Origin of the sequence: Arthrobacter oryzae, from assembly GCF_030718995.1 — a bacterium.
Lineage (GTDB): Bacteria > Actinomycetota > Actinomycetes > Actinomycetales > Micrococcaceae > Arthrobacter > Arthrobacter oryzae_C.
In genome coordinates, this window is the sequence record NZ_CP132204.1 from 2,776,352 (window position 1) to 2,801,861 (window position 25,510).

Annotated in this window: 22 protein-coding genes; 11 read left to right on the forward strand and 11 right to left on the reverse strand. The window is 64.9% G+C overall.

Annotation, left to right across the window (positions count from 1 at the left end):
* Positions 1 to 27: 27 nt before the first annotated feature.
* From Q8Z05_RS12820 to Q8Z05_RS12830, 3 genes are all read right to left on the reverse strand, one after another.
* Complete coding sequence (locus Q8Z05_RS12820) at positions 28 to 921, reverse strand: potassium channel family protein (protein WP_305940015.1); 894 nt, start codon at positions 919 to 921, stop codon at positions 28 to 30.
* 120 nt (positions 922 to 1,041) lie between these two features.
* A complete protein-coding gene (locus Q8Z05_RS12825) occupies positions 1,042 to 1,395 on the reverse strand; it encodes a hypothetical protein (RefSeq protein ID WP_305940016.1) in 354 nt (117 codons plus the stop codon).
* A gap of 40 nt (positions 1,396 to 1,435) precedes the next feature.
* Positions 1,436 to 2,899 (reverse strand): serine hydrolase domain-containing protein, encoded by a 1,464-nt coding sequence (locus tag Q8Z05_RS12830; RefSeq protein ID WP_305940017.1) that lies wholly within the window; start codon positions 2,897 to 2,899, stop codon positions 1,436 to 1,438.
* A gap of 110 nt (positions 2,900 to 3,009) precedes the next feature.
* Here Q8Z05_RS12830 and Q8Z05_RS12835 point away from each other — a divergent pair, with 110 nt between their 5' ends.
* Entirely contained in the window at positions 3,010 to 3,135 is a 126-nt protein-coding gene (locus tag Q8Z05_RS12835) for a hypothetical protein (protein ID WP_305940018.1), read from the forward strand.
* On the opposite strand, the gene Q8Z05_RS12840 is transcribed toward Q8Z05_RS12835, so the two are convergent.
* Together Q8Z05_RS12840 and Q8Z05_RS12845 are read right to left on the reverse strand one after the other, a co-directional pair.
* A complete protein-coding gene (locus Q8Z05_RS12840) occupies positions 3,132 to 4,133 on the reverse strand; it encodes a bile acid:sodium symporter family protein (protein ID WP_305940019.1) in 1,002 nt (333 codons plus the stop codon). The two genes, Q8Z05_RS12835 and Q8Z05_RS12840, sit on opposite strands and share 4 nt — an antisense overlap.
* Before the next feature lie 116 nt (positions 4,134 to 4,249).
* Entirely contained in the window at positions 4,250 to 5,797 is a 1,548-nt protein-coding gene (locus tag Q8Z05_RS12845) for an alanine/glycine:cation symporter family protein (protein WP_305940020.1), read from the reverse strand.
* Between the two features lie 868 nt (positions 5,798 to 6,665).
* Here Q8Z05_RS12845 and Q8Z05_RS12850 point away from each other — a divergent pair.
* Together Q8Z05_RS12850 and Q8Z05_RS12855 are read left to right on the forward strand one after the other, a co-directional pair.
* Entirely contained in the window at positions 6,666 to 7,238 is a 573-nt protein-coding gene (locus Q8Z05_RS12850) for a hypothetical protein (protein ID WP_305940021.1), read from the forward strand.
* Between the two features lie 268 nt (positions 7,239 to 7,506).
* Complete coding sequence (locus tag Q8Z05_RS12855; RefSeq protein WP_371745977.1) at positions 7,507 to 8,580, forward strand: methyltransferase; 1,074 nt, start codon at positions 7,507 to 7,509, stop codon at positions 8,578 to 8,580.
* Positions 8,581 to 8,603: 23 nt separating this feature from the next.
* On the opposite strand, the gene Q8Z05_RS12860 is transcribed toward Q8Z05_RS12855, so the two are convergent.
* The 3 genes from Q8Z05_RS12860 to Q8Z05_RS12870 all read right to left on the reverse strand — a co-directional run bounded on the left by Q8Z05_RS12860 (position 8,604) and on the right by Q8Z05_RS12870 (position 11,231).
* Positions 8,604 to 9,560: a lipid kinase gene (locus Q8Z05_RS12860; RefSeq protein ID WP_305940023.1), complete on the reverse strand. Its 957-nt coding sequence runs from the start codon at positions 9,558 to 9,560 to the stop codon at positions 8,604 to 8,606.
* 34 nt (positions 9,561 to 9,594) lie between these two features.
* A complete protein-coding gene (locus Q8Z05_RS12865; protein WP_305943558.1) occupies positions 9,595 to 9,741 on the reverse strand; it encodes a hypothetical protein in 147 nt (48 codons plus the stop codon).
* Positions 9,742 to 10,133: 392 nt separating this feature from the next.
* Entirely contained in the window at positions 10,134 to 11,231 is a 1,098-nt protein-coding gene (locus Q8Z05_RS12870) for a LacI family DNA-binding transcriptional regulator (RefSeq protein WP_305940024.1), read from the reverse strand.
* Positions 11,232 to 11,594: 363 nt separating this feature from the next.
* Between Q8Z05_RS12870 and Q8Z05_RS12875 the strand changes: the two genes are divergently transcribed.
* From Q8Z05_RS12875 to Q8Z05_RS12895, 5 genes are all read left to right on the forward strand, one after another.
* On the forward strand, positions 11,595 to 12,875 hold the full coding sequence (locus Q8Z05_RS12875) for a sugar ABC transporter substrate-binding protein (protein WP_305940025.1): 1,281 nt from the start codon (positions 11,595 to 11,597) through the stop codon (positions 12,873 to 12,875).
* Between the two features lie 78 nt (positions 12,876 to 12,953).
* The gene (locus tag Q8Z05_RS12880; protein WP_305940026.1) at positions 12,954 to 14,570 is read left to right on the forward strand and encodes an ABC transporter permease subunit; all 1,617 of its coding nucleotides are present in this window, start codon (positions 12,954 to 12,956) and stop codon (positions 14,568 to 14,570) included.
* The gene (locus Q8Z05_RS12885; RefSeq protein ID WP_305940027.1) at positions 14,570 to 15,499 is read left to right on the forward strand and encodes a sugar ABC transporter permease; all 930 of its coding nucleotides are present in this window, start codon (positions 14,570 to 14,572) and stop codon (positions 15,497 to 15,499) included. Before Q8Z05_RS12880 ends, Q8Z05_RS12885 begins: the two co-directional genes overlap by 1 nt.
* Positions 15,496 to 17,346, forward strand: a complete 1,851-nt coding sequence (locus tag Q8Z05_RS12890) for a glycoside hydrolase family 13 protein (protein WP_305940028.1) — start codon at positions 15,496 to 15,498, stop codon at positions 17,344 to 17,346. The genes Q8Z05_RS12885 and Q8Z05_RS12890 overlap by 4 nt, the downstream gene beginning before the upstream one ends.
* The gene (locus Q8Z05_RS12895; RefSeq protein WP_305940029.1) at positions 17,343 to 19,073 is read left to right on the forward strand and encodes a glycoside hydrolase family 13 protein; all 1,731 of its coding nucleotides are present in this window, start codon (positions 17,343 to 17,345) and stop codon (positions 19,071 to 19,073) included. Before Q8Z05_RS12890 ends, Q8Z05_RS12895 begins: the two co-directional genes overlap by 4 nt.
* Before the next feature lie 18 nt (positions 19,074 to 19,091).
* On the opposite strand, the gene Q8Z05_RS12900 is transcribed toward Q8Z05_RS12895, so the two are convergent.
* Together Q8Z05_RS12900 and Q8Z05_RS12905 are read right to left on the reverse strand one after the other, a co-directional pair.
* Positions 19,092 to 20,750, reverse strand: coding sequence for a thiamine pyrophosphate-binding protein (locus tag Q8Z05_RS12900; protein ID WP_305940030.1), 1,659 nt, complete (start codon positions 20,748 to 20,750; stop codon positions 19,092 to 19,094).
* Between the two features lie 120 nt (positions 20,751 to 20,870).
* The gene (locus Q8Z05_RS12905; protein WP_305940031.1) at positions 20,871 to 21,374 is read right to left on the reverse strand and encodes an Lrp/AsnC family transcriptional regulator; all 504 of its coding nucleotides are present in this window, start codon (positions 21,372 to 21,374) and stop codon (positions 20,871 to 20,873) included.
* A gap of 93 nt (positions 21,375 to 21,467) precedes the next feature.
* On the opposite strand from Q8Z05_RS12905, the gene hisC reads away from it, so the two are divergent.
* Both hisC and Q8Z05_RS12915 read left to right on the forward strand, forming a co-directional pair.
* Positions 21,468 to 22,577 (forward strand): histidinol-phosphate transaminase, encoded by a 1,110-nt coding sequence (hisC, locus tag Q8Z05_RS12910; protein ID WP_305940032.1) that lies wholly within the window; start codon positions 21,468 to 21,470, stop codon positions 22,575 to 22,577.
* Between the two features lie 41 nt (positions 22,578 to 22,618).
* Positions 22,619 to 24,031: an amino acid permease gene (locus Q8Z05_RS12915; protein ID WP_305940033.1), complete on the forward strand. Its 1,413-nt coding sequence runs from the start codon at positions 22,619 to 22,621 to the stop codon at positions 24,029 to 24,031.
* 217 nt (positions 24,032 to 24,248) lie between these two features.
* On the opposite strand, the gene Q8Z05_RS12920 is transcribed toward Q8Z05_RS12915, so the two are convergent.
* On the reverse strand, positions 24,249 to 24,506 hold the full coding sequence (locus Q8Z05_RS12920; protein ID WP_305940034.1) for a hypothetical protein: 258 nt from the start codon (positions 24,504 to 24,506) through the stop codon (positions 24,249 to 24,251).
* Between the two features lie 22 nt (positions 24,507 to 24,528).
* On the opposite strand from Q8Z05_RS12920, the gene Q8Z05_RS12925 reads away from it, so the two are divergent.
* Positions 24,529 to 25,317 (forward strand): hypothetical protein, encoded by a 789-nt coding sequence (locus Q8Z05_RS12925; RefSeq protein ID WP_305940035.1) that lies wholly within the window; start codon positions 24,529 to 24,531, stop codon positions 25,315 to 25,317.
* The last annotated feature ends 193 nt before the right edge of the window (positions 25,318 to 25,510 follow it).

Below are 25,510 nucleotides of genomic sequence, written 5' to 3' on the forward strand. Positions count from 1 at the left end.
CGCCGGGCACGTCATGGCGCAACGGCGTTAGTGTGCGTCGGGGTCCCCGCGCCGCACGTGCCTGTGGTGGAGTTCGTAGCTGTCGAACACATCGGAGGACGTGGTTCCTGAATGGCCGAATTTGCCGCGCAGGACGTCGGCGAGTCCGTCGAGGGCCGCGTGGAGCATCCGGCCGGCGAACTGGAGTTCAGGGCTTTCGCTGCGCTGGGCCTGGGATGCCAACTCCTGGGCGTAGGCCACCGTGGCCGGCAGGGATCCGCGCTGCTCCACTTCACGGAAGTAGTACGTTTCGTGAAACGCCAGCAGGTCGATGCTTACTGAGGCCACGTTTCCGGCCATCGACTCCAGCAGCCCGGCGGCATGCTTGGGGTCCAGTGACGAGACACCCGCCGGACCTGCGGCCTCCCGGAACAGGTTCAGTTCGTGGGCGAGGGCCCGGCGGCGGTTCAGGGCCGGGTACGTCTGCAGGATCCAGGTGACCGTTGCTGTCAGCAGCCCGAAACCGGTGACGGCCTGGAGGGCCACAACCAGCCGGAGCACCGGATGCCCGGGCACGATTTCGCCGAACCCCACCGTGGAGAGAGTGACGAGGGAGATGTAAAGCGCTTCGGCGAAGTCGCCCCGCTGCGGAACGCCGGCGGCGTGGACAAAGCCGGCCGGCAGGTGGGGCAGATAGAGCAGGGCCCAGCCGACGGCCGCCAGGCCTGCCCAGGCGCCAATGACCGCGGCCATGGCCAAAGGTGCTGCGATGAAGGAGCCCCGGCCCCGCAGTTTTCGCGACACCAGCCAGAATCCGCGCATGATCGCCCGGCCCACAGGACCGGATCCGTGCGGATAAAGGAGCGTGCGGAAGACGTCAACGAGCATCAGCAGAACCAGCCCGGCACCCAAAACCGTCCAGAGCGTGTCCTCGAAGTCCATGCCTCATCTTATGGGCGGCGCCCCGGTGCCTCGTCATGGCCACAGTGACAAAAAGAGGAACCCCGCAGTGCCGGTGAACTGCTCACGGGCACTGCGGGGTTCCTTGTTGACTGAGGCCGGTTACTCGGAATCGGGTTTCTGTTCCCGGTCCCGGAGGTTCTTCTTGATCTCGTCGAACTTCTCCTTGATGACCCGTTCCGCCTCCGCGAGGGTCTTCCCGGCGGTGCTCAGGGGATCCAGCTGAACGTAGACGTCCTGGCCCACGGGCACGTCGTACTCGTCCTTCAGGTGGGTGCCGCCGCCTACTCCCTGAAGGGACAGGTACACCATGGCTTCCGTCCGGGCAATGCCGGAGAGTGTTCCGAAGACAACCGTGAAGTCGTTCGATTGAAAGCTCACAGTCTGACCGATATGGCTGCGGTCCAGGTCACCGGCTGCCACCGGCTTCTCGGACGGGCTTCCGCTGTATGTCATGAACTTCTCCTAAATAGTCGAGGGACACGTACCCAGCAGTCTATACACGGGGCCGGTGGAGCTCCGGCGGTTTCGCTTCCGGCCCGGCCCTCATCGTCAGAAGCAGCCAGACCGTCCGCGGGATCGGCCACAGGACGGCCAGTGCGAGCGCCGGGCCCAGCGAGACGCCGACGTCGGGAAACTGGCGGACGATGACGGACAGGTGGGTGTCGAACCGGGCGGGGGCGTAAACGAGGCATAGCCACAGGGCAAACCCGTCGAGGGCGAGGGCCGCAGCGGCCCAGGCCAGGGGAGTCCACCGCTTTCCGGCAGGGGCATGTCTTCGCGCTAGCAGGAACCGGAGCGCCAGCCACAGGCTCAGCAGTTCCGCCAGCAGGAGTGCGAGCGACACCGCCCAACTGTACTGCTGCAGCCAGTCCTCGTGCACCACCGCAGGCACCGGGGGCCGGCCGTGGAGAATCCGCAGGAGGTTGGTGTCGATTGCCTTCAGCCGTGAGGGGGCAGCGGTGTCATTGCCGTTGATGACCAGGGCCACGCCAAGCCGGGCGGACGGAATCATGGCCAGGTAGGTGTGGCTGTTGCCCCACTCGCCCTGATGCTCCAGGAGAAGAGGCAGCGTTCCCTCGTGGACGGGCGGTGCTGCCGGATCGGCGGACTCCACAAGCGGCCGGGTGAACCAGCCCATGGCGTAGCGCTTGGATCCGTCCACCTGGACGCGTGACTCGAACATCGCCTCAACGCTGTCGGACCGGAGGATCCGGGCGCCACCGTACCGGCCGCCGTCGAGCAGTGCCATCAGTTCGTGGCCCAGGTCCTGGGCTGACGAGTACATCGTGGAGGACGGCATTCCGGTGGTGGGTGCGGGCCCGTCGGTCTGGCGCCAGAACGCGCCGAACCACCGCGAGTAGCCGTCGGCGGCGTTGTCTGCGCGGGCAGCAGCCCGGGTCGGATGGCTGTTCGCCATGTCGAGCGGCCCGAAGACGTGCTGTTGCATGTAGTCCGCGAACGGCTGGCCGGAGACCGTCTGCACCAGGAGGCCCAGGGTGTTGTAGTTGGCACTGGCATAGCCGAATGCTTCACCCGGGGTGCCGGCAAGCGGGGACTCCGACAGGGCCCGCACCCCTTCTTCGAGTGCCGCCACGTCCTGGGCTTCGGAGGCTTCGAATGCCGTGTCCTTCGAAGCCATGCCGCTGGCCTGGTGGAGCAGGTGCCTGACCGTGATGGCCGACGACCGGCTGTCTTTCAGCGTGAACCAGGGCAGGTAGGTCTGCACCGGTTCATCCAGCCGCAGTCTGCCGGCCTCAACCTGCTGCATCACGGCGATGGACGTGAGTGATTTGGTGGTTGAGGCCAGCAGGACGGGCGTCCGGGCGGTCATCGCCCGCCCGGACTCATCGGCCCGGCCAAAAGCGGCCGAGTGCACCTGGCGTCGGTCGCGGACGACGGCGACGGCAGCGCCGGGAACCCCGAGGACATCGATTTGTTCCCGCAGGAAGGAGTCCACCGCTGCGTAAGTACGCTCCGGATTCGGGGGTTCCGTGGCCGTTGTCCCGGCTGAGGCCGCTGCCGGGGGAGTGGCACCGCCGAGGATGCTTGCAAGGAGGAAGCACAGCAATGAGCAGCGCGACGTCCACCACACTGTCCGCATTCCTGCACCTGCTTAGGCTGACCGTTCCTTTACGGTACGGCGTGGCCGGGTGGGGCACAATGCATGTCCTGGCGGATGCCTACAAGGGTTAGTTTGCAGCCGCCGTAACCGGCTCGCCGTCGCGTACAGCAGGAGTGCTGCGGCGGCGCCAGTAGGCGGCCAGGACCGCGCCGGACACGTTGTGCCAGACGGAGAAGATGGCGCCGGGCAGGGCCGCTTCGGGAGTCAGGTACTGCCGCGCCAGCCCTGCTGCAAGGCCCGAGTTCTGCATGCCCACCTCGATCGCGGTGGTGCGCCGGGACGGAACCGGCAGCCGGAACAAACGCGCAGCACCGTAGCCGAGGGCATAGCCCAGGCCGTTGTGCAGGATAACGGCCACGAGAACCAGCAGTCCGGCGGCGAAGATGGCCTTGGCGCTTCCGGCAACCACTGCAACCACCACAAGGGTGATGGCGAGGACCGAAATCCAGGGAAGGGCAGGCAATGCCTTGTTGACCAGGCCCGGCAGGAAGAGCCGGATGACAAGTCCCAGCAGCACAGGGAACAGCACAATCTGGACGATGGACCACGCCATCGAACCGGCATCCACGGGCATGTACTGGCCGGCCAGCCACAAGGCCAGCACAGGGGTCAGCAGCGGCGCAATCAGTGTCGAAACGGTGGTCATGGCCACGGACAAGGCAACGTCGCCCTTGGCCAGGTAGGACACCACGTTGGAAGCTGTTCCGCCGGGGCAGCAGCCCACCAGGATGACGCCAGCGGCCAGTGCGGGAGGCAGCCCCAGCGCAGCCGCGACCAGCCAGCCCAGGAACGGCATGATGGCGTACTGGGCAATGACTCCGATCACCACCGGGATAGGTCGCTTGGCAATGACGGTGAAGTCAGGGGGCGTGAGTGTCAGCCCCATGCCGAACATGATGAGTCCCAGGAGGGGGTTGATCCAGGGGGCCAGCCCGGTGAAGGCCGTGGGGGCGGCAAGCGCTACGGCTCCTCCGGCCAGGATCAGGAGGGGGAAAAGCGTGACGGCGATGCGGGCGCTGCGTTCTTCGGCGGCTGATGCCGTCGTCGAAGATTCGGATAAGGAAGACATACCTACCGGATTATCACAGTGAGGGTTGGCTCCCGGAATCGGTGTGAGTTGATGACGCAGGGGCCGGCGCGGCACCGTGCGCCGAGTGAACGACGCGGCGCACGGTGCACTGCGCACTAGACTCGCGCGGATTCCTTCTCGCGGTCGGCATCGGCCGACTTGTAGGACTCCCAGAAGGTGGCCCCGGTGATTCCGAGGGGCCGGGGGTCGAAGACCGGGTCGAGGCCGAGCTTCTGCTGGCGCTCAAAGTCCTTGAGCGCCTTGAAAGCCGGCTTCTGCAGCACCAGGATGCCCACGATGTTCAGCCACGCCATGAGCCCGACGCCGATATCGCCCATCACCCACGCGTCAGCGGCCGTGTTCACGCAGCCGTACGCGGCGGCGACGAGGATGGCCACCTGCAGGGCGACGGTGGACGCGCGGCCGCGGCTGGTGCGGAGCCCCGGAATCATCCTGCTTGAGGAGTTGCCCAGCAAGAACCGCAGGTTGGTTTCGGCCATGTAGTAGTAGGCGATGACGGTGGTCAGGCAGAAGAAGACCAGTGTGATGGCGATGAACGCTGCGCCGACGCCGGGGAAGACGGAGTCGAACCCGGTCTGCACGTACTGGGGCCCCACGGTGGCCGTGGCCGAAAGCAGGCCGCCCTCGGCGAGGACCTCGCCGTCTTCGCTGCCGCCGGAGAAGACGCGGTAGGCGCCGGTGGAGAGGATCAGGAAGCCGGTGGCCGAGCAGACGAACAGCGTGTCAATGTACACCGCGAAGGCCTGGACCAGGCCCTGCTTGGCCGGGTGCGACACCTCGGCGGCGGCCGCGGCGTGCGGGCCGGTTCCCTGGCCGGCCTCGTTCGAGTAGACGCCGCGCTTGACGCCCCACATCACGGCAAGGCCGATGATGGCGCCGAGGGCCGAGTCCATGCCGAAGGCGCTGCGGAACACCAGTGAGAGGATTTCCGGGAGCTGGGCGGCGTTGATGACGACGACGATGAGGGCTAGGATGATGTAGCCGACGGCCATGAACGGCACCACGAACGCCGCAACGCTGGCGATGCGCTTCACGCCGCCCATGACCACGAGGGCCAGGAGGATGACCGAGCCGACGGCCACGGCCCAGGACGGGATGGTCCAGGCGCCGCTGATCGCGGTGGCCATGGAGTTGGTCTGAACGCCCGGCATCAGGACGCCGCAGGCCAGGACGGTCACGGCGGCGAAGACGTAGCCGTAGACCTTGAAGAAGCCGGCGCCCTTGGTGTGGGCGAACGCGCGGGAGAAGTAGTAGGCCGGGCCGCCGCGGTACTCGCCGGTCAGCGGGTCGCGAGTCTTGTACATCTGGCCGAGGGTGGACTCGACGAAGGACGTGGACGCGCCCAGGAAGGCGACGGTCCACATCCAGAAGAGGGCGCCCGGTCCGCCGAAGGCGATCGCGGTGGCGACGCCGGCGACGTTGCCGGTGCCGACGCGGCCGGACAGGGACATGGCCAGGGCCTGGAACGAGGAGACGCCGGAGGCGGACTTTTCGCCCCTGAACAGCTGCTCGATCATTCCCTTGACGTGCCGCACCTGCAGGAAGCGCGAACGGATGGAGAAGTAGACGCCGGTGGCGAGGCAGAGATAGACAAGCCAGTCGCTCCAGATCACGTCATTGATGGCTGATAAGACATCGCTCATAGGTGTGGGTTCCCTCCATGGAAGAGCGTGGGTGATGCGGTTGGTGCCGCGCGTGGTCGGATGGACATAGTGGCGTACACCACACCAAAACCTGTGAAGTGTCGCACAAAGTATCGTTGCTAGTCCATTTGGTCATCCCCCGGGCAGCCTCGGACACCGTATTGGCGAATTTGTGGTACTGGGCCTGCACAGGGGCAGCCGTCGTGATCGTCGGAAATTTACGCCTGTGATCCTGGAGGAAGGTGCGGTCCGGTTTGCGGGGGCTTGTCTTTCAGCAGGACTGTCGCCGCTATGGCGCCACCAGCTGCGAACAGCACCAGTGGACTCTGCACAATCGCGCCAAGGATAGCCAAGCCTGCATCGGCGACCGGTTTTGACGCAGCGAATAAGCAGGCTACGTCTATGGCCAATGCGGCTACATAGCCTGCGAAGAAGCAGATTCGCAGCGCACGGGTTCTGTAGGTCTTGGTGAAGGCCCTTACCGCAAAGTCGTAGGCCAGGTATTTAAGACCGATGATGGTGGGGGGGGGAAGGTCAGGACATAGAAGAAGTCCACGTCCTGCGGGAACCGAAAGAGAGGGACGTTCGCGTCGCCCCGATAAACGCCGGCAGAGTGGAACCACAAACCGGCCAGATGGGCTGCGACCAACAGGATGGCCACGGCACCGAACCGCAGCGCCGCTCCAGCCCGGGTCATTCCTGTAGCCATGGCGTCAGTATGGCATTGCGTACGACGACGGCACGTCACCTAGTGCGAGACGTCGCCACTGCGTTCCACGGGCGACGCATGCCCGGGGTGACTGGGATAGGCTCCCTTGGGACCTGAACAGGCATTGCTTGGGACCGGAACAAGCATCAACTGCAAAGGGTGGGGAATACCTTGGATCTGCTGGGCGGCCTGAGCCGCGACGAACTCCGCAACTTTTCCTGGGCTGCGGCCATAGTCTTCGCACTTGTGGCCGGCCTTTGGCGTTGGCGCAGGCTCCATTGGACTGCGCTTGGAGCCGTTCTGCTCTTCGCGGCCCTCAACGCGGGTGCAGGGATCTACGTCCTGAACACTTTCCGTGATTCGCGCTGGTCGGCGGGAGGAGAACCGCCGTTGAGCGCTCCGTCGTTTTCCGAGACGCCTATCGTGGGGCAGTACTTTGGCCCCCTGGACTCCGCCCTGCAGGGAATGGTCGGTGGGGTGAACGATTTCCTGGCATTCAAGCAGGCTCTTCCCGTGGCCCTGGACTTCCTTGCCGTGTCCGGCTGGGCCCTGCTGCTCTCGTTCCCGCTCGCCGTTCTCGCCGCAGTGATCAGTTTTGCCATGGCCAGGCGCCGGGCGGCGAACTTCGAAAAATACCGTGCCACCGTTGACCTGCTCAAAGATGAGCTTGAGCAGGTCAAGCGGCAGATCTCTGCAGCGTCGGATAGCGGCCACGGCGCACCTGTATCCTGAGAATGCAGGTTGAATGGCTACAGCGGCCATCAACCACGCTCGGTTCGCGGCCGGATGACGGTCCGGAATCTTGGGCCGTCGCCTTCCACGTCGTGGATCACCGCCGCAATCGTCAGTCGCCGATCGGCTCCTCTGACGCTTGGAATGGATCTTTATCACTACCGACACGCCAGCTCCCGCGGGAATCCCGACGCCGGTCCCCAAACTCTCGCGCACACCTGCGGTGGATGATCCCGCCGTCGTGACCTGGGTTGAGTCTGGTGAGAGCATGACCGCGCGGTGGCGTTCAGCGAACGGCAGACCGGCGCCGACGCGCGTCGAAGTGGTCTCCGACTCCCTCACGGCCGATGATGCGAACCGGATGGCGTCACAGGGGATCGCGATGCTCTGGCACGGTGACTTCCACAACGCACGGCAGATCCTCAACGCCCTGGACCGCCGGGTCGGCGCCGGAAAGAGGACCGCAGGAACGCCGGCCGATCAGTTCTATCGGCACCGCCAGTCCCGCTCGCACCGCGCACGCGTTCTCGGCCTGCTGCTGATTCCTCTTGATCCGGGCCCGGTGGTGCCGCTGCGCCGCGCACCGGACATCCGGCAGGCCGCCACTGAAGCGTACGGTGACATCGGCGAATCCTCCGTTGTGTCCCTGCATGAGCTTGTCGGGGCCATTGGCGCCCACGAGTGGCGACGGAACGGAGTGTACGTCGATGCCCTGCAGGACCGCATCCACCCGCACTACGGCACGTTCTTCCCCACCCGGAGTGAGTATGTGGACCTCGTGGCCGCCGCTGCGCTGCCCTCTGAGACGCTGGCCTTCGACGTCGGAACCGGCACCGGGGTGCTGGCCGCCGTTCTCGCGCGCCGTGGCGTCCACCGCGTGGTGGCGACGGACAATGAACCGCGTGCCATCGCCTGCGCCGCTGAGAATTTCCGGAACCTCGGTGTCCAGGACCGTGCTGAGGCCGTCCTGACCGACATGTTCCCGCCCGGGCGGGCATCCCTCATCGTGTGCAACCCGCCCTGGATTCCGGCCACCCCGCATTCCAGCCTGGACAGCGCCGTCTACGACCCCGGAAGCAGAATGCTGTTCCGCTTCCTGAACGAACTCACCGACCATCTGGAGCCGGGCGGTGAGGGCTGGCTGGTCCTCTCCGACCTGGCCGAGCACCTTGGCCTGCGGTCGCGTGAGGATCTGCTGGCCGCCATCGAGGCGGCCGGGCTGAAGGTGGTGGAACGGCTCGACACCAAGCCAACGCATCCGAAGGCATCGGACCGCGACGATCCTCTCTTCGAGGCGCGCACGGCCGAGGTCACGTCCCTGTGGCGGCTTGTTCCCCGATAGTCACAACCTTCCGCCGTCGGGAATCACGACGGCGGCCAGTTCGCGGCGCCCGGTCCGTCGAACAACGCGCTGGTGCTGCTCTGGGGTACGACGACGTGGACGGCGTTGCGCTGGACGGTGAAGTCCGCGGGCGTGGCGGTCGCGATTTCGCCGTCGAGGTTCACCGGCAGCGGCTGCTCAGTGACCAGCCGGACACTCCGGCTGGTCAGGTGGTACACCTTGTCGTGTTCGATGAAGCTGCCGTCCTTGAGCAGCCGTGCGATGCTCACGTGCTCCCTGAGCGGCCCCGCCAGGATGGCGTAGATGTCCAGGGTGTGGTCGTCTATCCCTGCAGTGGGGGAGACCGTGTTGCCGCCGCCGTAGTGCCGGCCATTGCCGACGGCCACCTGAAGCAGGTTGTCCAGTTCCAGCGGTTCGTGGTCCCCTTCCGGGAACTCGAGGCGGGCCCGGAACGGCTTGCGCCGGGCATAAGCCGTTAACGTGGCGATGCTGTACGCCAATGGCCCGATGTACCGCTTCAGGCGTGGGCTCAGAGCCTCGGTAACAGCCACCGAGAGGCCCACGGACGCGACGTTGAGGAATGGCTCACCGTTGGCCCGGCCGAGGTCGATGTCCACCACCTTCCCGTCAGCGACGGTGGCGCACGCCTCCGAAAGATTGCTCGGTATCTCCAGCGTGCGGGCGAAGTCGTTGGCGGTGCCCAGCGGAAGAACGCCGAGCACAACGTTGGTGCCGGCAACGCGACCGGCGGCGTAGGACACCGTCCCATCGCCGCCGCCGACAACCACCAGGTCGTGCCCGTCCGCCAGCACCCGGTCAAGCGTCCCGGCCAGGTCTGCCCCGGACAGCACGTGGTGCACGTCGGAGATCGGCACGCCTGCCTTGCGCATCGTGTCCACGGCAAGTTCGGGTGCCGCCCCTCGGCGTGATCCGGCGTTGATCACGACGGCGGCAGAGCGGGCGTCCCGGGCAGATTTCATGTGGGCCATGTTAGGCCGCGGACCTGTGGGTTTCCTATGGCGCCTGCGGAGGAGTACGACGGCGGCGCGTGAGTTCCAGCCAAAGGAACCCAGCAGCTCGGCCGGCAGCACCCGCGAGGGCCCAGGAGGAGCCGGCCAAGGAGCCTGCGCCGAGTTGAATGAGCCACCAGCCTACGTACATGGGATTGCGGGTGATCGCATAGGGCCCGCTGTCCACCAGGATCTCCGGGCGCTCCAGGTCGAAGGTGCCCGCCGAGCGCCGCCGACGTTCGGCCAGGGCCTAGACATTGAGGCCAGCCGTCCCCACGATTCGGCGGCATGGTCGGGGCGAAAAGAACGCCGGAGTTCAGTTTCTTAGTCCACAGCACCTCATGGAGCGACCGGATCTTCAGGCTGTCCCTGTCCTGCTTCCGCCAGACGATGTTCACTCATCTTTTTCCCCCACTATTTTGTGCAGGCGCCCGGGACAATAGGGGAGTGCGGCACCCTGCCAGCTGGCCGCCGTCGTGAATTACGACGGCGACCGCTGGCTGGGTGCCCCGGTGCGGGAGTCCGCCGCCTCCTGTCCCGATCTTATGTGCGTCCGGGGACCCGGGCGCTGGAGCGTGGAACGGCTGTGCTGCTCCGGACCAGAAACTCGGTACTGATGAGTTCGTGAAGGTTATCCAGGGGTGGGGACTCTTGAATGCCGGGACCAGCGACTGGGCTGCTTTCAACTGCGCCATTGGAAGGCGCGGCCGTCTCGGACAACTTCTGCAGGAGCCGCCGTGCCGCCAGTTGTCCTTGCTTGCGGGGAAATTGCTGGATGGTGGTCAGCCCGAAAGTCTCGCCGAGCTCATGTCCGTCGATGCCCACCACGGACAGGTCGTGCGGCACCTGGAGGCCAAGGTCCCGCGCAGCAAGCATCACGCCGATGGCCATCTCGTCGGAGGCGGCAAAGACAGCGGTGGGGCGTTCTGGCATGGCAAGAAGCGTCCGGGCTTTTTTGTAGGCATCCTGCACGGTGAAGTCCGACGCTATGATCCACTCCGGCCTGATGGGCGCTCCGGCTTTTTCCATCTCGTGTTCGAAGCCGGCCTGACGCTGGTCGGAAAGTTTGAAATCCCGGTAGGGGTCGGTTCCGCCGCTCACATGGGCGATTTTTTGGTGGCCAAGGCTTAGAAGATGCCCGGTGGCGAGGGAAGCCGCGGCGAAATGGTCGATCCCGATCGTGGGGACGCCCGGCATAGGTCCGCCGATGCCCACCACCGGGCGGCGTAGTGAAAGCATGCGCGTCAATTCTTCTGTTGTCAGCTCAAGCGAGACGGGCAGCACCGCGTCCAGGCGCTGCCTCATGAGGAAATCTCCGAGCACCGCGTCCTGATGGTCCCGGTCGCCAAAAATGTTGTAAAGCGCCAGATCGTAGCCGACCGTAATGAGTTCCTCGGCGATTCCTGCCACCACTTTGGCGAAGTACCAGCGGTCAACCGACGGCACTATGACGCCGATGATGCGGCTGCGGCCCGTGACCAGGCTCGCGGCGTTATAGGAACGAACAAAGTTCAGCTCCTTGGCCGCGGCCAGCACCCGGGCCCGCGTAGTGGCCGCCACCGAGCCGTTGCCACTGAGTGCGCGGGATGCGGTACCCACGGAGACGCCGGCGCGGGCAGCAACCTCCTTTATGCCTGTCACGGTCATCTTTCCTCACCTTGGAGCCGCACCTGTACGGCGCAGGGAGCAGCCGCTGTGACTCCTCGTCTGTTCACGGTAGTGGAAAAACTGCCCATCCGCGGAAGGCAGCACGGCCGTCAATGGCTCCAAATGCGCCTGTACCCCAGCGGACTAGAACTCATTCGCTAAGAATAGCGTAAACGTTTCTATTTGTGCACTTCCCTGCTTTTGCAAGGTTACGCGCGGCCCTAGGTGGATTTGAGAGCTCTTGGAACTGCCGCTAGACACCATAAATGGAAACGTTTACACTAATTCGTGACACAGGTCACGCGGCCCGCCTTGCTGAGGCAGGTGAGGCGCATTCCTCTTTCAAAGGAGAAACAGATGAGTAGGATTCAGGGCGCTCTCGCGGTCACCGCCACCGCGATGCTGCTGCTTACCGGGTGTGGAAACGCTACTGAGGCAAACCAGCCGGCCACATCCTCACCGGCTGCGGCGGGGTCCACCGCAGCCCCAGAACGGGCAGACGCCGACCTGGTGATCTGGACCGACAATTTGAAAGCCGATCCGGTACGCGCGTTTGCGGAAGATTTTGCGGCCGACAACGGCATCAGCGTCGCCGTCCAGGTGGTGTCGGGTGAGTTCCAGACTGCCCTGGTGACAGCAAACGCTGCAGGAAACGGGCCCGATGTGTTCACCGGCGCACACGACATGATCGGTAACCTCGTGCAGAACGGCGCCATCGATCCACTGCAGCTAGCACCGGACCAGCTCAAGGGCTACACCGAGACTGCGGTCAAGGCCGTGACCTACAACGAATCGGTGTACGCGCTGCCGTACGGGATCGAAACTCTTGGTCTCTTCCGCAATACAAGCATCGCCCCTGAGGCCCCCGCGACTCTGGAGGATGCCTTCGCCAAGGGACAGGAGGCGGTTGCCGCCCAGAAGGCGGAAGTTCCTTTCAGCCTGCCGCAGGGGAACAGCGGCGATGCCTACCATATGCAGCCCCTGTACACCTCGATGGGCGGCTACCTCTTCGGTGCAACAGCCCAGGGCGACCCGAACCCATCTGACCTGGGCGTCGGAGGTGAAGGTTCCGTGGCCGCTGCCCGGAAGATCCACGAACTGGGGGAATCGGGAACCGGCGTCCTGAAACGCTCCATCAGCGTGGACAACTCGATCTCTTTGTTCGCTGAAGGCAAGGCGCCCTACCTCGTGGCCGGCCCCTGGGCCCTTAACCAGGTGGAGAAGGCGGGAATCCCCTTCGAAGTAACGCCCATACCCGGCTTCGCGGGGCAGGCCGCTGCCCAGCCCTTCGCAGGTGTCCAGGGCTTCTTTGTGGCGTCGAACGGGAAGAACGAAGCCTTCGCCCATGAGTTCGTGGAGAACGCCATGAATACCGAAGAGGGTATGGCGCAGATGTTTGAAGGAGCGAAACTGCCGCCCACGATGACGTCCGTCCGGGAGAAGATCGCCGGCCAGAACCCTGCTATTGAGACGTTTGCCTCGGCAGCGGAGTCCGCCCAGCCAATGCCGGCCATCCCTGAAATGGCTGCCGTCTTCGCCCCCCTTGGCCAGGCCTTCGCGGCGATCGTTGGCGGCGCTGAGCCGGAAAGCACCATGCGCGCGGCCGGGGAAACCATCGCTGCTGCAATCGGCAAGTAGGAAGCGGCACTGGGGGCCGATGCACGTGTCCTCGGCCCCCAGGGCCCTGCTGCTCAGATTGGAATCCAGGAGAACCCCATGATCGAAACACTTAAGCGCCTGCAGCGCCCCTCGTCGCCTGCACCGTCCGGGTCCGGCACAGGCCGTGAACGCACCACCAAACCCGTGGCCCTCTTCGCCAAAATCCTTGCGCTGGGCACAGTAGTCGGCTCAGCGGCTGCCCTCACCCCTGCCCTCGTTGCTACAGGGCGATGGGGATTCCTCGCAGCAATCTGGGTCATCGCCGGGGTCCTGCTGCTGACCTATATCACCGGCCGTGGGGTGCCGGCCAAGTATCTGGTGCCCGGCACACTACTTCTGGTGGTCTTCCTGGTGTATCCCATCGTGATGACGTTCCAGATGTCGACAACGAACTTCGGGGATGGAACGAGGACGTCGAAGGAAGAAACCATCTCTCAAATCATCGGCGCTTCGGTGGTTCAGAGCCCTGACTCTCCGCGCTACAACCTCTCCGTAGCCACGGAAGGGAACCCCACGACTGGACCGTTCGCTTTTCTCCTCGTTGAGCCCAAAAGCGGAGCGGTGTTCCTGGGTACTCCTGATGACGGGCTCCAGGAGCTTGAACCGGCAGACGTTACCGTTGCCGGCGGGTTCGTCACCGAGGCGGATGGTTACGAGCTCCTGACTCCGCAGGAGGTCAACAACGCGAGCGAAGCGCTCAAGGAATTTGCGGTACCCACCGATCGTGGTGCCATCCGGCAGCTGGGCATCCGCCAGGCGTTCGAGGGCGCTTCGCCGCTCAAATACGACGAGACGCGCGATGTCATCGCCAATACGGCCACCGGTGTGGACTACACCCCAGTCAAGCAAGGCGACAGGGAGTACTTCGTTGACGCAGAGGGAAAGCGGTTGTCCGACCAGTCCTGGCTGGCCAATGTCGGCTTTGCGAACTATCTGCGCGTCTTTTCGGACCCAAGGATCAGTGGGGATTTCCTGCAGATCTTCGCCTGGACGTTCATCTTCGCAACAGTGTCGGTAGCAGGAACGTTCCTGCTCGGGCTGGGGCTGGCTACCGCGCTTAACGATCCGCGGATCAAGGGGCAGCGTTTCTACCGGGCCATCCTCATCCTGCCCTACGCGATCCCGGGATTTATCGCCCTGCTGGTCTGGTCCAGCTTCTGGAACAAAGACTTCGGCCTGATCAACAACTCCCTGGGACTCGACCTCAACTGGCTTGGTGACCCGTTCTTGGCGAAGGCTGCCATCCTGCTGACCAATTTCTGGATGGGGTTCCCTTACATGTTCCTGGTCTGCACCGGAGCCCTCCAGGCCATCCCGGCCGACCTTAAGGAAGCATCACGGATCGACGGCGCCAGCGGATTCCTAGGCTTTCGAAAGATCACGTTCCCGCTGCTCCTGGTGACTGTTGCCCCTCTGCTGGTATCCACCTTCGCCTTCAATTTCAACAACTTCAACGCCATCTACCTGCTGACAGAAGGCGGACCGTTCGATCCCGCGAACCCGACGGCGGGAGCAACTGACATCCTGATCAGCTACACCTACCGCCTGGCCTTCGGCGGGCAGGGCGCACAGCTCGGTTTTGCCGCGGCCGTGTCAGTGCTGCTGTTCGTTCTTACCGGCATCATCGCCGCAATTCAGTTCCGTTTTACGCGCACCCTGGAAGAGGTGAACTGATGTCGTCTTCCCAGACACGTCTCGCTGAAGTACCGGTCCAGGAGCCGCACCGTACCCCCGCCTCCCGGCGCAGGCACCATCGAACCCGATGGTTTGCCGAAGTGGGATGGCGCCACCTCGTGGCACTTGCTGCGGTGTTCATAGCCCTGTTCCCCGTTTTGTTCATTGTCTCGGCGGCGCTCAATCCGCTGGGCACCGTGGCCTCCACCAGCCTGATTCCCCGTGAAGTGAGCCTTGTGCATTTTGAGGCCCTCTTCACAGACCCCAACCGGCCTTATCTGCGGTGGTTTGCCAACACGCTGATCATCAGTACAGTGGTCACGCTGGGACAGATCCTGTGCAGCGCCCTGGCCGCCTACGCCTTTTCCCGGTTCCGCTTCAGCGGCCGGCGAATCGGCCTGCTCAGCCTGCTTCTCATCCAAATGTTCCCCCAGTTCCTCGCTGTAGTGGCGTTGTACCTGATGTTCACTGCCATCGGTGAGGTCATTCCCCAGCTCGGCTTGAACACCCTCCTGGGGTACGGACTCCTGCTCATGGGCGGAGCGCTCTCGCAGGTGTGGCTGATCAAGGGATTCTTCGATTCGGTGCCGAAGGAACTGGACGAGGCGGCGATCATGGACGGAGCGGACCACGCCACGGTGTTCTTCCGGGTCATCTTTCCGCTGGTAACCCCGATCCTTGCAGTCACCGGCCTGTTGTCTTTCATCGGTGTACTGGGCGAATTTGTCCTGGCATCAATCTTCCTCACCGATAACGACGTCAAGACCTTGGCCGTCGGCCTGTACGCCACCATCGATGCCGACCGGTCGGGCAACCTGGGCGTCTTCGCCGCAGGAGCCCTCCTGACCAGCCTGCCCGTGGTGCTGCTGTTCCAGTTCCTGCAGAAGTTCATCACCGGGGGACTTACCGCCGGGGCGGTCAAGGGATGACCGCGCAGCTATGGAACCAGCCGCACCATGACGGCTCGGCGATGTACGTTTCCAATCCCAACCCTGAACTGGGGGAAACAGTCATGGTGTTCCTTCGGGTTCCCCGCGCCAGCGGTGTAACGAAGGCATTGCTCCGCGTGTGTATCGACGGCGAACAGGCCCTCCTGGCCGCGGACGTTGACCGCGAAGACGGCAATGAATTTTGGCTGCGCGCGGATTTCCCGCTGGAGAACCCTGTGGTGAACTACCGGTGGCTGCTCGACGGCCCACCGGGCGGTTACCAGTGGTTGAACGGGACCGGCCTGCACACCGGTGACGTAACGGACGCCAGCGACTTCCGGATCACCGCCTACGCGCCGCCGCCTGCCTGGGCGGCCGGGTCCGTGATCTACCAGATCTTCCCGGACCGCTTCGCAAAATCGATCGACCGGCCGGCACCCGACTGGGCCATCCCCGAGGACTGGGGGAACAAGGTCATCGGACGAGGACCCGAGACCCCCTACCAGTACTTCGGCGGAGACCTGGACGGAATCGCCGCCCGTCTCGGGCACATTGCGTCCCTGGGGGTGGACACGGTCTACCTGACGCCGATCTTCCCCGCGCGTTCAAACCACCGGTATGACGCTTCCAGTTTCGAGCAGGTGGATCCGTTGCTTGGCGGCGACGAGGCACTGCAACGACTGTCCGGTGCTTTGCATGCCCGGGGCATGCGCCTGCTTGGGGACCTGACCACGAACCATTGCGGGGACGCCCACGAGTGGTTCAAGACCGCGATTGCAGATCCGGACAGCGTCGAAGCAGGATTCTTCCTCTTCACCAAACACCCTGACGAGTACGTGTGCTGGTTCGGGCACAAGTCCCTTCCCAAGTTCAACCACGCCAACCCGGAATTGCGCCGGCGCCTCTACGAGGGCAAGGAATCCGTTGTGGCCCGCTGGCTGGGGCCGGACGGGTTTGACGGGTGGCGCATCGACGTCGCCAATATGACCGGACGGCACGGGACTACCGATCTGAACCACATGGTGTCCACCACCCTCCGCCGGACCATGGCCGAAACCGATCCGGACGCGTTGTTGCTGGCTGAACATAGCCACGATGCATCACAGGACTTGCAGGTTGATGGCTGGCACGGAGTAATGAACTACGCCGGATTCACCCGCCCTGTATGGCAATGGCTGAAGCCCGCAGCCCCCGTTCCGTTCGAGCCGGGGCCGTTTGTTGCCATTCCGCGGCTCTCCGGGAAGGACATCGTCGGCTCCATGCGTGACTTCGCCGCAGCCGCTCCCTGGCGTGCCACTGCCCACGCCCTGAACCTGGTGGGTTCCCACGACACCTTCCGGATCAGCACCATGCTCGGCGACCCACGTCTCGTCACAGTGGCTTTTGGCCTGCTGGCCACCATGCCCGGTATCCCCATGTTGTGGGCGGGAGATGAGATCGGGCAAGAGGGCGATAACGGTGAAGACGGCCGGCGCCCCTTCCCCTGGGACAAACCTGACGAATGGGACCATGACCGGCTCGCCGCCACACGTGCTCTATTCCAGGCGCGGAAGCAGTCCGAAGCCCTCCGGCATGGCGGACTGCGGTGGCTCACCATCGGCGAGGACGCCTTCACTTTCCTGCGTGAATCGCCCCATGAAACGGTCCTGGTCCACGCTGCACGGGGGGACCACGCCGCAGTCAAGATGCCGGCCGGCGTGGTCGGCGCCCACCTTCGCGGCCTGGCAGGAACCCCGGACCTCCACGCAGACACCGAGGGAACCATTACCCTGCCCAACCAGGGGCCCAGCCTTGCCATGTGGCGCTGTGAAGCGCCCGCCACAGGATTCGAAAGGAACCATCAATGACCGTCTCATCCCACTCGCGGCAGAAGACCCGCCAACTTTCCCCGGCCCACGACTGGTGGCGCCAGGCCTCCGTCTACCAGATCTACCCGCGCAGTTTCCATGACAGCAACGGGGACGGACTGGGCGACCTGCCCGGTATCACGGCCAAGGTGCCCTACCTGAGGAAGCTGGGCATCGACGCCGTATGGCTCAGCCCCTTCTATCCCTCCGCGCTTGCGGACGGAGGGTACGACGTCGACGACTACCGCAATGTGGACCCCCGGCTGGGCACCCTGGCAGACTTCGACGAGATGACCGCGGCGCTGCACGAAGCAGGCATCAAACTGATTGTCGACATCGTTCCCAACCATTCATCCGACCGCCACGAATGGTTCCGCGAGGCGCTGTTTTCCCCCGCCGGTTCTCCAGCCAGGGACCGCTACATATTCCGCGACGGGCTGGGACCCGGCGGAAACGAGCCGCCGTCGGACTGGCAGTCGATCTTCGGCGGTTCAGCATGGGAACGGATCACGGAACCGGACGGTACTCCCGGACAGTGGTACCTCCACCTGTTCGCCAAGGAGCAGCCCGACTTCAACTGGGAGAACCAGGAGGTCCGCGAGGACTTCCTCACCACGCTCCGGTTCTGGGCCGACCGCGGTGTTGATGGGTTCCGCGTTGACGTGGCACACGGCCTGACCAAGCACCTCCCCGAGACCCTGCCGGCTGAGATCGAGATGCCGGGCATGGCCTCGGAACACGGGCAGCACCTGTTTTGGGACCGTGACGAGGTCCACGACATCTATGCCCAATGGCGGCAGGTGTTCAACGAATACGATCCGCCCCGTATGGCCGTAGCCGAAGCGTGGGTCCACCCGTCCCGGAGGGCCCGCTACGCCAGCCCGGAAGGCCTGGGGCAGGCCTTCAACTTCGACCTCCTGACGGCGGACTTCGACGCGGCGGAGTTCCGCTCCTCCATCACCAGGAACCTCGCTGAAGCTGACGCCACAGGGGCCTCTTCCACCTGGGTGTTCTCCAACCACGACGTGGTCCGCCACCCCACCCGCTACGGGCTCTCTGCAGCTCCGGCGCCTGTGGCAGCCGTGGACACGGAGACGGGCACGCCGATGGCAGGCGGAGCACATGATGGCAAAGCGTGGCTGCTGGCCGGCGCGCCGGAGCACGAACTCAACCGGGACCTTGGACTCGCCCGTGCAAAGGCCGCCACGCTGCTGATGCTGGCCCTTCCCGGATCCGCCTATCTGTACCAGGGGGAGGAACTGGGGCTGCATGAGGTGACTGACATCCCGGATGGGCAACGGCAGGACCCCGCATTTTTCCGCAACCCTGGCGTGGACATCGGACGGGACGGCTGCCGTGTGCCACTTCCCTGGGACGCGGACCACACCGCCTTCGGCTTCAGCGCCACCGGGGCGCACCTGCCCCAGCCGCAGTGGTTCAGCAAGGTGGCCGCAGAACTGCAGGAAAGGAACCCCCGGTCCACCCTGAATCTCTACCGGAAAGCTCTTTGGCTCCGCGGGATCCTGCAGGGGCCGGAGGAACTGCAGTGGATTGAGGAGGATGACCCGCAGGTCCTTCACTTCGCCCGTCCGCAAGGCTGGCACAGCGTCACCAACTTCGGCAATAAGCCCGTGCCGCTCCCCGTCGGCCTGGTGCTCTTGTCCAGTGGCGTCCTTCCCCAGGACGGAACGCTGCCGCCTGCCACTACCGTGTGGATGACCCGCTAGTCATCGCAGGACGGGCAGCTACCCCGCTACCGCCGCCTTCGCCTCCTGCTTGGCCGCCATCCACTCGCTCATCCACGGTGCCCGGACGCTCGACGTGATTCGGCAGTCGGCCACGAAGGTTCCCTTCGCGCCGGCGTCGATCCAGCCCTGGAGCGCGGAAAGATCCGCCAGGGAGCGGATGATCGCCGACTCAGCCCCCAAAGCACGGGCGACGCCGCTGAAGTCCACTTCGGGGATCAGCATGGGCTTTTCGGTCAGGCCCTGGGAGCCGTACTGGTGGATCTCGGCTCCGTAGGCGGCGTCGTTGTAGATCACGACGACGGCGCTGCTCGCCGCCCCGATCAGCGATTCGAGGTCGGACAGGCCCATGAGGAAACCGCCGTCGCCGGAGGCCAGCACCAGGGTGCGGCCGTCCTCCACCGCACGGGCTGCCCCGACGGCGCTGGCAAGGCCCAGCCCGATGGTCTGGAAGGCCGTTCCCACCATGACCAGGTCCTGCGGCCGCGGGATGTTCCAGTACATGGGGGCCCAGCCGAGGAAGTGCCCTCCGTCCTGGACCACCGTGCGGCGCTCCGGCAGCACGGCGTCCAGCGCGATGGCCAGGGAACGCGGGTCCAGCCTGCCGTCCCCGGTCTCGTCGGAGCCGGCCTGGTGGCCCGGTCCCTCGGCCAGGCGCTTGCGGGCTTCCGCGCGCCAGGCAGCTGCTGAAGCCTCGCCGTCCAGCATCCCCAGGATGCGTCCCGCAGCAGACTTCACGTCCGCGCTGACGAACGTGTCCACCCGGGGGTGTGTCGGCTGCAGGGCGGTGTCGATCTGGATGACGGTGCTGTCCTGGCCGAGCAGGTGCCCGAACCGCATGGTGAAGGGGCTCAGGCTTGCCCCGGCCACCAGGACCACGTCGGCTTCACCCATGAGCCCGGCCGCGGTGTCCGTGCCGAACCCGCCCGCGACGCCAAGGTACCCCTCGCCTTCGAGCAGGTTGAGTGCCAGGACGGTTCCGGCGGTCAGCGCGCCCAGGCGGTCGGCGAGTTCCCGGAGCTCCGGGCCGGCGCCGGCGAGGTGCGCACCGCGGCCGGCGAGGATCAGCGGCCGCTTCGCTCCGGCGAGCAGGCGGGCTACCTGCCCAAGGCCGCCGTCGACGTCGTCACTAACTGTTGGTGCCAGCGGCACCGGAGGTTCTTCGTCCGCAGCCTCGAGTGCTGCGAGGTCGTAGGGGATGGCAATGACGACGGCGGTGCGCTTGGTGAGCGCGTATTCCACCGCCTGCTGCGTGATGGAGCCCGCGGCGTCGCGGGTGACAGTGAAGGTGGCCGCGCCGAGTCCTGCGGCGATTGCTGCCTGGTCCACGTCCTGGGGCCGGGCGCCGCTGCTCGGGGCGTCGCCGGTGACCAGCACGACCGGGATCTGCGCCTGGACCGCCTCGGCGAGGGCGGTGAGTGCGTTGGTGTAGCCGGGGCCGTAGGTGGTGGTGCCGGCGGCGAGGCGTCCTGACGTCCGGTAGTAGGCGTCGGCCGCGGCGATGGCGGCGCCTTCATGGCGGACGGCGGAGAAGCGGAGGCCCAGCTTTTCCGCGGCGTCCAGGAAGTAGACGTTGCCGTTGCCCATAACGCCGAAGACATCGCTGACATAGCTGCTGAGAACCTGTGCCACGCGGCCGGAGACGGTAAGTGAAGTCATGCAGGAATCATGTGGTCTGGTTCACAGATAGGCAAGAGAGGCCGATTTGATTGGGATTCTTGGCAGGAAGCAGGACTGCTAACTGAAAATTTGCCCACTTGTGGCGTGCATCATCCGCCCTTAGTGCGAGGGGCGGGATTCCTGCTCGGAGAGCCGGCTCAGGAGGCCGTCGTAGCGGGGCGGCATGAGTTCCAGTACGGAAATCGCGGTGCTGGTCCGTTGGATCCCCTCGATTTCCAGGATCTCGTTGGTGATGCGATAGAGATCTGCCGTGCTGCGGGCCACCACCTTGGCCATGAGGTCCGCGTCGCCGGTGGTGGCGTGCACCTCGATGACCTCCGGAATCGCGGCGAGCCCGTCTTCCACCGCACCTGTCCGCGTCTGGCTGATGGACAGCGAGAGGAAGGCCATCAGGTCATAGCCAAGTGCGGCGGGATCCAGCCTCCGGCTAAAGGAGCGGAGGGCGCCGCTGCGCTCGAGCCGAGCCAGCCGGGCGTGGACGGTGTTCCGTGCGACGCCGAGCGTCCGCGAGAGTGCCAGGGCGCTGGCTTCCGGATCCTTGTCGAGGGCCAGGATGATCCTGCCATCGAGGGAATCCAGGGCGCGGGGGTTCGGGATGGTCATATTTTCACCACAGACTGTTGAAGTTGAGCAGAAGTCCCAATGGGTTGAGGGTATCTTGCATTGTGGGCGGGGTCACAACCATGATCGGTCCTCATGACCCGTGATCAGCTTCTAACCGCACCGGACACCGCGCTCCCCACCCTTCGTGGCGCGGTGGCCGGACTTCCGCCCTACGTCCCGGGACGGCGCAGCGCCGGCGCGGACATTGCAGCCCTCGCCAGCAACGAAAGCCACTACGAGCCGCTGCCCGCTGCCGCCGCTGCGGTGGCCGCGGCGGCCGGTACGATGAACCGCTACCCCGACAGTGCCGCCGTCGAACTCCGCGAACGGCTCGCCGGGCACCTGGGCGTCACCGCCGGGGAGGTCGCGGTAGGGCCTGGCAGCGTGGGCGTCCTCCAGCAGATCATCACCGGACTGTGCGACGCCGGCGATGACGTGATCTTCGCGTGGCGCTCCTTCGAGGCCTACCCCATCCTGGTTGAGCTGGCAGGCGCCCGGCCGGTCCGCATCCCGCTGGACGCCGCTGAGGGCCACGACCTCGAGGCCATGGCCGCGGCCGTCACTGACCGCACGAAGGTCATTCTGCTCTGCACCCCCAACAACCCCACCGGCGTGCCGATCAGCCACGAACGCATCGATGCCTTCCTGCAATCCGTCCGTTCCGACATCCTCGTGGTGATCGACGAGGCCTACGTGGAATACGCCGAAGCGGGCAGCGGCCCCGATTCCCTGGCGCTCTACCGCGAGTACCCGAACGTCTGCATCCTGCGCACCTTCTCCAAGGCGTACGGACTCGCCGGCCTGCGCGTGGGCTACGCCGTGGCGTCGCCGGACATCGCCGAGGGACTGCGCCGGACCGCCCTTCCCTTCTCCGTGAGTGCGCTGGCCCAGAAGGCGGCCATCGCGTCGCTGGACGCGGGGGAGGAGATGGAAGCGCGGGTGGCCGCCGTCAGGGAGGAGCGCGCCCGGATGGCCGCGCAGCTGGAAGCCCAGGGCTGGAAACTGCAGCCGAGCCAGGGCAATTTCCTGTGGATCCGCGCGGACGAGGGCCTCCGGGCGAGGCTGGTGGACGCGTTTGACGCCGCCGGCATCATGGTCCGCGCGTACCAGGGCGACGGCGTGCGGATCACCGTTGCCGATCCCGCCTCCAACGACCGTGTGCTCCGGCTTTTGGAAGCGCACGCAGCCTCGACAATCGACTGACCTTTTACCAACCCGTTCCACCTACAACCAGAGGAATTCCCATGGAACAACAGACAAAGACGTCTGCCCGCGCCCTCGGCGCGGCCCTTAAACCCCGCCAGCTCACCATGATGGGCCTGGGAAGCGCCATCGGCGCCGGTCTGTTCATCGGCTCCGGCGCGGGCATCCAGGCTGCCGGCCCGGCGGTGCTGATCTCCTACCTCGTGGCCGGCACGCTCATCATCCTGGTGATGTGGGCGCTCGGCGAGATGGCCGCCGCCAATCCGGACAGCGGGGCCTTCTCCGTCTATACCGCTAAGGCCTACGGGCCGGTGGCCGGTGCCACGGTGGGCTGGCTGTGGTGGATTCAGCTGGTCGTCGTGATCGCGGCCGAGGCGCTGGGTGCGGCGGGCCTGCTGGCCACCATCTTCCCGGCCCTGCCGGTGTGGCTGATGGCTTTCGTGTTCATCGTGGTGCTCACCGCCGTGAACCTCACCAGCGTGAAGAACTTCGGCGAGTTCGAGTTCTGGTTCGCGCTGCTGAAGGTGGCGGCAATCGTGGCGTTCCTGGCTGTGGGCGCTGCCCTGCTCTTCGGCTGGCTGCCGGGCGTGCAGTCGCCGGGTCTGTCCAACTTCATGGGCGACGGCTTTGCCCCGAGTGGTTTCGCCGGGATTGCCACGGCACTGTTCGTGGTGGCGTTTGCGTTCGGCGGCACCGAGATCGTCTCCGTGGCGGCAGCTGAGACCGCGGAGCCGGCCCGTAGCGTGAAGAAGGCAGTCCGGACTGTGCTGTGGCGCATCCTGGTGTTCTACATCGGTGCCATCTTCATCATCGCTGCTGTTGTTCCCGTGGGTTCGGCGGGGCTGAAGAGCCCGTTCGCCGCGGTGCTGGATGCGGCCGGCATGCCCGGTGCAGCCACCGCCATCACGCTGGTGGCTGTTGCCGCACTGCTCTCCGCCCTCAACGCCAATCTCTACGGTGCGTCACGGATGGCGTACTCCCTCGCGGAGCGGGGTGAGGCACCACGCCTGCTTGCCTCGGTGTCCAAGGCGCGTGTGCCGGTTGTCGCAGTCCTGGCCAGCGTCGCCTTCGGCGTTGTCACGGTTGTGCTGGAGCTGGCCTTCCCCGAGATGGTCCTTCCCGTCCTGCTCAACATTGTGGGCTCGACCTGCCTGCTGGTATGGACGTCTGCACTCGTCGCCCAGCTCGCGCTGCGCCTCCGCGCCGACCGCGAGGGGACGGAGCTTCCCCTGCGGATGCCCGGCTTCCCGTGGCTCACGGTGTTTGGTCTGGTCATCCTCGCTGCTATCTTCACGGTGGGGTTCATCGGCGAGGACTCGCGTCCCCAGCTCCTGAGCACTTTCGGGCTTGTGGCGGTTCTCGCGGTGGGGTGCTGGATGAACAACCGGAACCGGAAGGCTTCGCCGGTTGTCGAATCTTCGGATGGTGCCAAGCAGCCGGTGCTCATCGACTAGATCGGCGTTTGAACCACTTCGTGTTCGATGCACAGATGGGGTGCATCCGGCTTGGCCGGGGGCGCAGTTGGGAACCCATGCCAGGCTGACCGCCTGAACTCAGGCCTGCCGGGTATTGGTCATGGACAGTATCCGGCAACCTCTTCTCCTGGGGGAGACCGCATTCATTATTGCCGTATCGGCGACGATATGGCGGGCGGGGCCCCGACGTTCAGCGCTAAGAGGAGACTGCCGCACGCTCGCGGAAGCTCACGGTTTCGCTGTCGCCAGGGTCTTCGCCGATAATGACGCCAGCGCCTTTGGCGGACGCAAGAGGCCCGAAGCCCGTAATGATATGGATCAAGCATTTCGTGGTCTTCTGAAACTTGCCGATTTCACCACGCCCGACCTCTTGGGTCGGTGCGACACCGGCAGTTCTATATATTTGTTCGGTGACATCAACTGCAGTGAGCGCCGAATCGTCCACATCGTTCAAATCCGCCTCCTGGGCCGGTGACATGGAGGACCTGAAGTATCTGATTAAGGTTTTGGATGAACTTGGCCAAAGCGCGAGCGATTCCATGCGGTTACGGCACCAGCAGTCCCATGCTGCGCGGTTTGCCGAAGCAGAGCGATCCTACGGGGCGAATGCAAGGCATCCAGCCCTTGAAGAGGGCTGGTGGATCGACAATTGGGAGGCTAGCGAGGAGAGTTCGCTCGAGGACGCCCTTCAAAGGATGACTGTCAGAATCAGGGCAGAGCACAAAGACTTTGGGCGGGTGGTTGAGGGGCCTGCGGAAGCGGTATTGGGTGAAATTGACCTTACTGATCTTGTGAGCCTGCGTCTCTCCGTGGGCAAATCCCTATACTCTGGGACGACCCCCGCCGTTCAAGTCAGGATGGATCGAGCGAACGGTGTCGAGGTGGAAATTCGCGATCAAGGATCGGATTGGGTCAGGGTCGCCGAATCAAAACTCAAGACGGCTGTCGCTAAGCACCGCCCTTGGTACTGGTGGATGCGAAGCTCATTAGTGCTAATTCCCTTGTTCTTCCTACCGGTTCACGCACTGGCACGCGTCATGTTCATCAAGGAACGGCTTGACCTGTCCGGAGAACTGACGCTGGGAGTATTCGAGGCGCTTGTGACAGTCGGTTTAGTCCTCCTGTGGCAAAAACTCATGCCGGGTTTTGAGCTATTCAAGGTCGGCAGCCGTGCCCGCGCGGCTAGGATTCTAGCCATGATTGGGACTTTGGCGTTATCGGTTGCGGGCATTATCATTCCGCTACTTATGCCATCCGGTAAATAGGGGCAGGCGCGCGCCTAGAAACGCCCATGGCTGAAGCAGAGGTGTCGTGGTGGACAATCCCACCTAGAACAATGTCTATTGATGATGAGAAGGAACCCCCGGTGCCTGCTGACGTGGAGGGCAAGATCCCCCAAAGGAGGTCCACGGCGTTGGGGACGGGGAAAAGCCGGTTCCCAATGCCGCGTGGAGTCCT

Coding starts and splice junctions, on each gene's coding strand:
- Q8Z05_RS12905 (WP_305940031.1), bottom strand. CDS start 21,374: ATGACCATCCCGAACCCCCGCGCCCTGGATTCCCTCGATGGCAGGATC.
- Q8Z05_RS12885 (WP_305940027.1), top strand. CDS start 14,570: ATGTCGTCTTCCCAGACACGTCTCGCTGAAGTACCGGTCCAGGAGCCG.
- Q8Z05_RS12860 (WP_305940023.1), bottom strand. CDS start 9,560: ATGAAATCTGCCCGGGACGCCCGCTCTGCCGCCGTCGTGATCAACGCC.
- Q8Z05_RS12845 (WP_305940020.1), bottom strand. CDS start 5,797: ATGAGCGATGTCTTATCAGCCATCAATGACGTGATCTGGAGCGACTGG.
- Q8Z05_RS12865 (WP_305943558.1), bottom strand. CDS start 9,741: ATGTACGTAGGCTGGTGGCTCATTCAACTCGGCGCAGGCTCCTTGGCC.
- Q8Z05_RS12925 (WP_305940035.1), top strand. CDS start 24,529: ATGGAGGACCTGAAGTATCTGATTAAGGTTTTGGATGAACTTGGCCAA.
- Q8Z05_RS12895 (WP_305940029.1), top strand. CDS start 17,343: ATGACCGTCTCATCCCACTCGCGGCAGAAGACCCGCCAACTTTCCCCG.
- Q8Z05_RS12840 (WP_305940019.1), bottom strand. CDS start 4,133: ATGTCTTCCTTATCCGAATCTTCGACGACGGCATCAGCCGCCGAAGAA.
- hisC (WP_305940032.1), top strand. CDS start 21,468: ATGACCCGTGATCAGCTTCTAACCGCACCGGACACCGCGCTCCCCACC.
- Q8Z05_RS12915 (WP_305940033.1), top strand. CDS start 22,619: ATGGAACAACAGACAAAGACGTCTGCCCGCGCCCTCGGCGCGGCCCTT.
- Q8Z05_RS12855 (WP_371745977.1), top strand. CDS start 7,507: ATGACCGCGCGGTGGCGTTCAGCGAACGGCAGACCGGCGCCGACGCGC.
- Q8Z05_RS12875 (WP_305940025.1), top strand. CDS start 11,595: ATGAGTAGGATTCAGGGCGCTCTCGCGGTCACCGCCACCGCGATGCTG.
- Q8Z05_RS12825 (WP_305940016.1), bottom strand. CDS start 1,395: ATGACATACAGCGGAAGCCCGTCCGAGAAGCCGGTGGCAGCCGGTGAC.
- Q8Z05_RS12835 (WP_305940018.1), top strand. CDS start 3,010: ATGAGCAGCGCGACGTCCACCACACTGTCCGCATTCCTGCACCTGCTT.
- Q8Z05_RS12890 (WP_305940028.1), top strand. CDS start 15,496: ATGACCGCGCAGCTATGGAACCAGCCGCACCATGACGGCTCGGCGATG.
- Q8Z05_RS12880 (WP_305940026.1), top strand. CDS start 12,954: ATGATCGAAACACTTAAGCGCCTGCAGCGCCCCTCGTCGCCTGCACCG.
- Q8Z05_RS12820 (WP_305940015.1), bottom strand. CDS start 921: ATGGACTTCGAGGACACGCTCTGGACGGTTTTGGGTGCCGGGCTGGTT.
- Q8Z05_RS12900 (WP_305940030.1), bottom strand. CDS start 20,750: ATGACTTCACTTACCGTCTCCGGCCGCGTGGCACAGGTTCTCAGCAGC.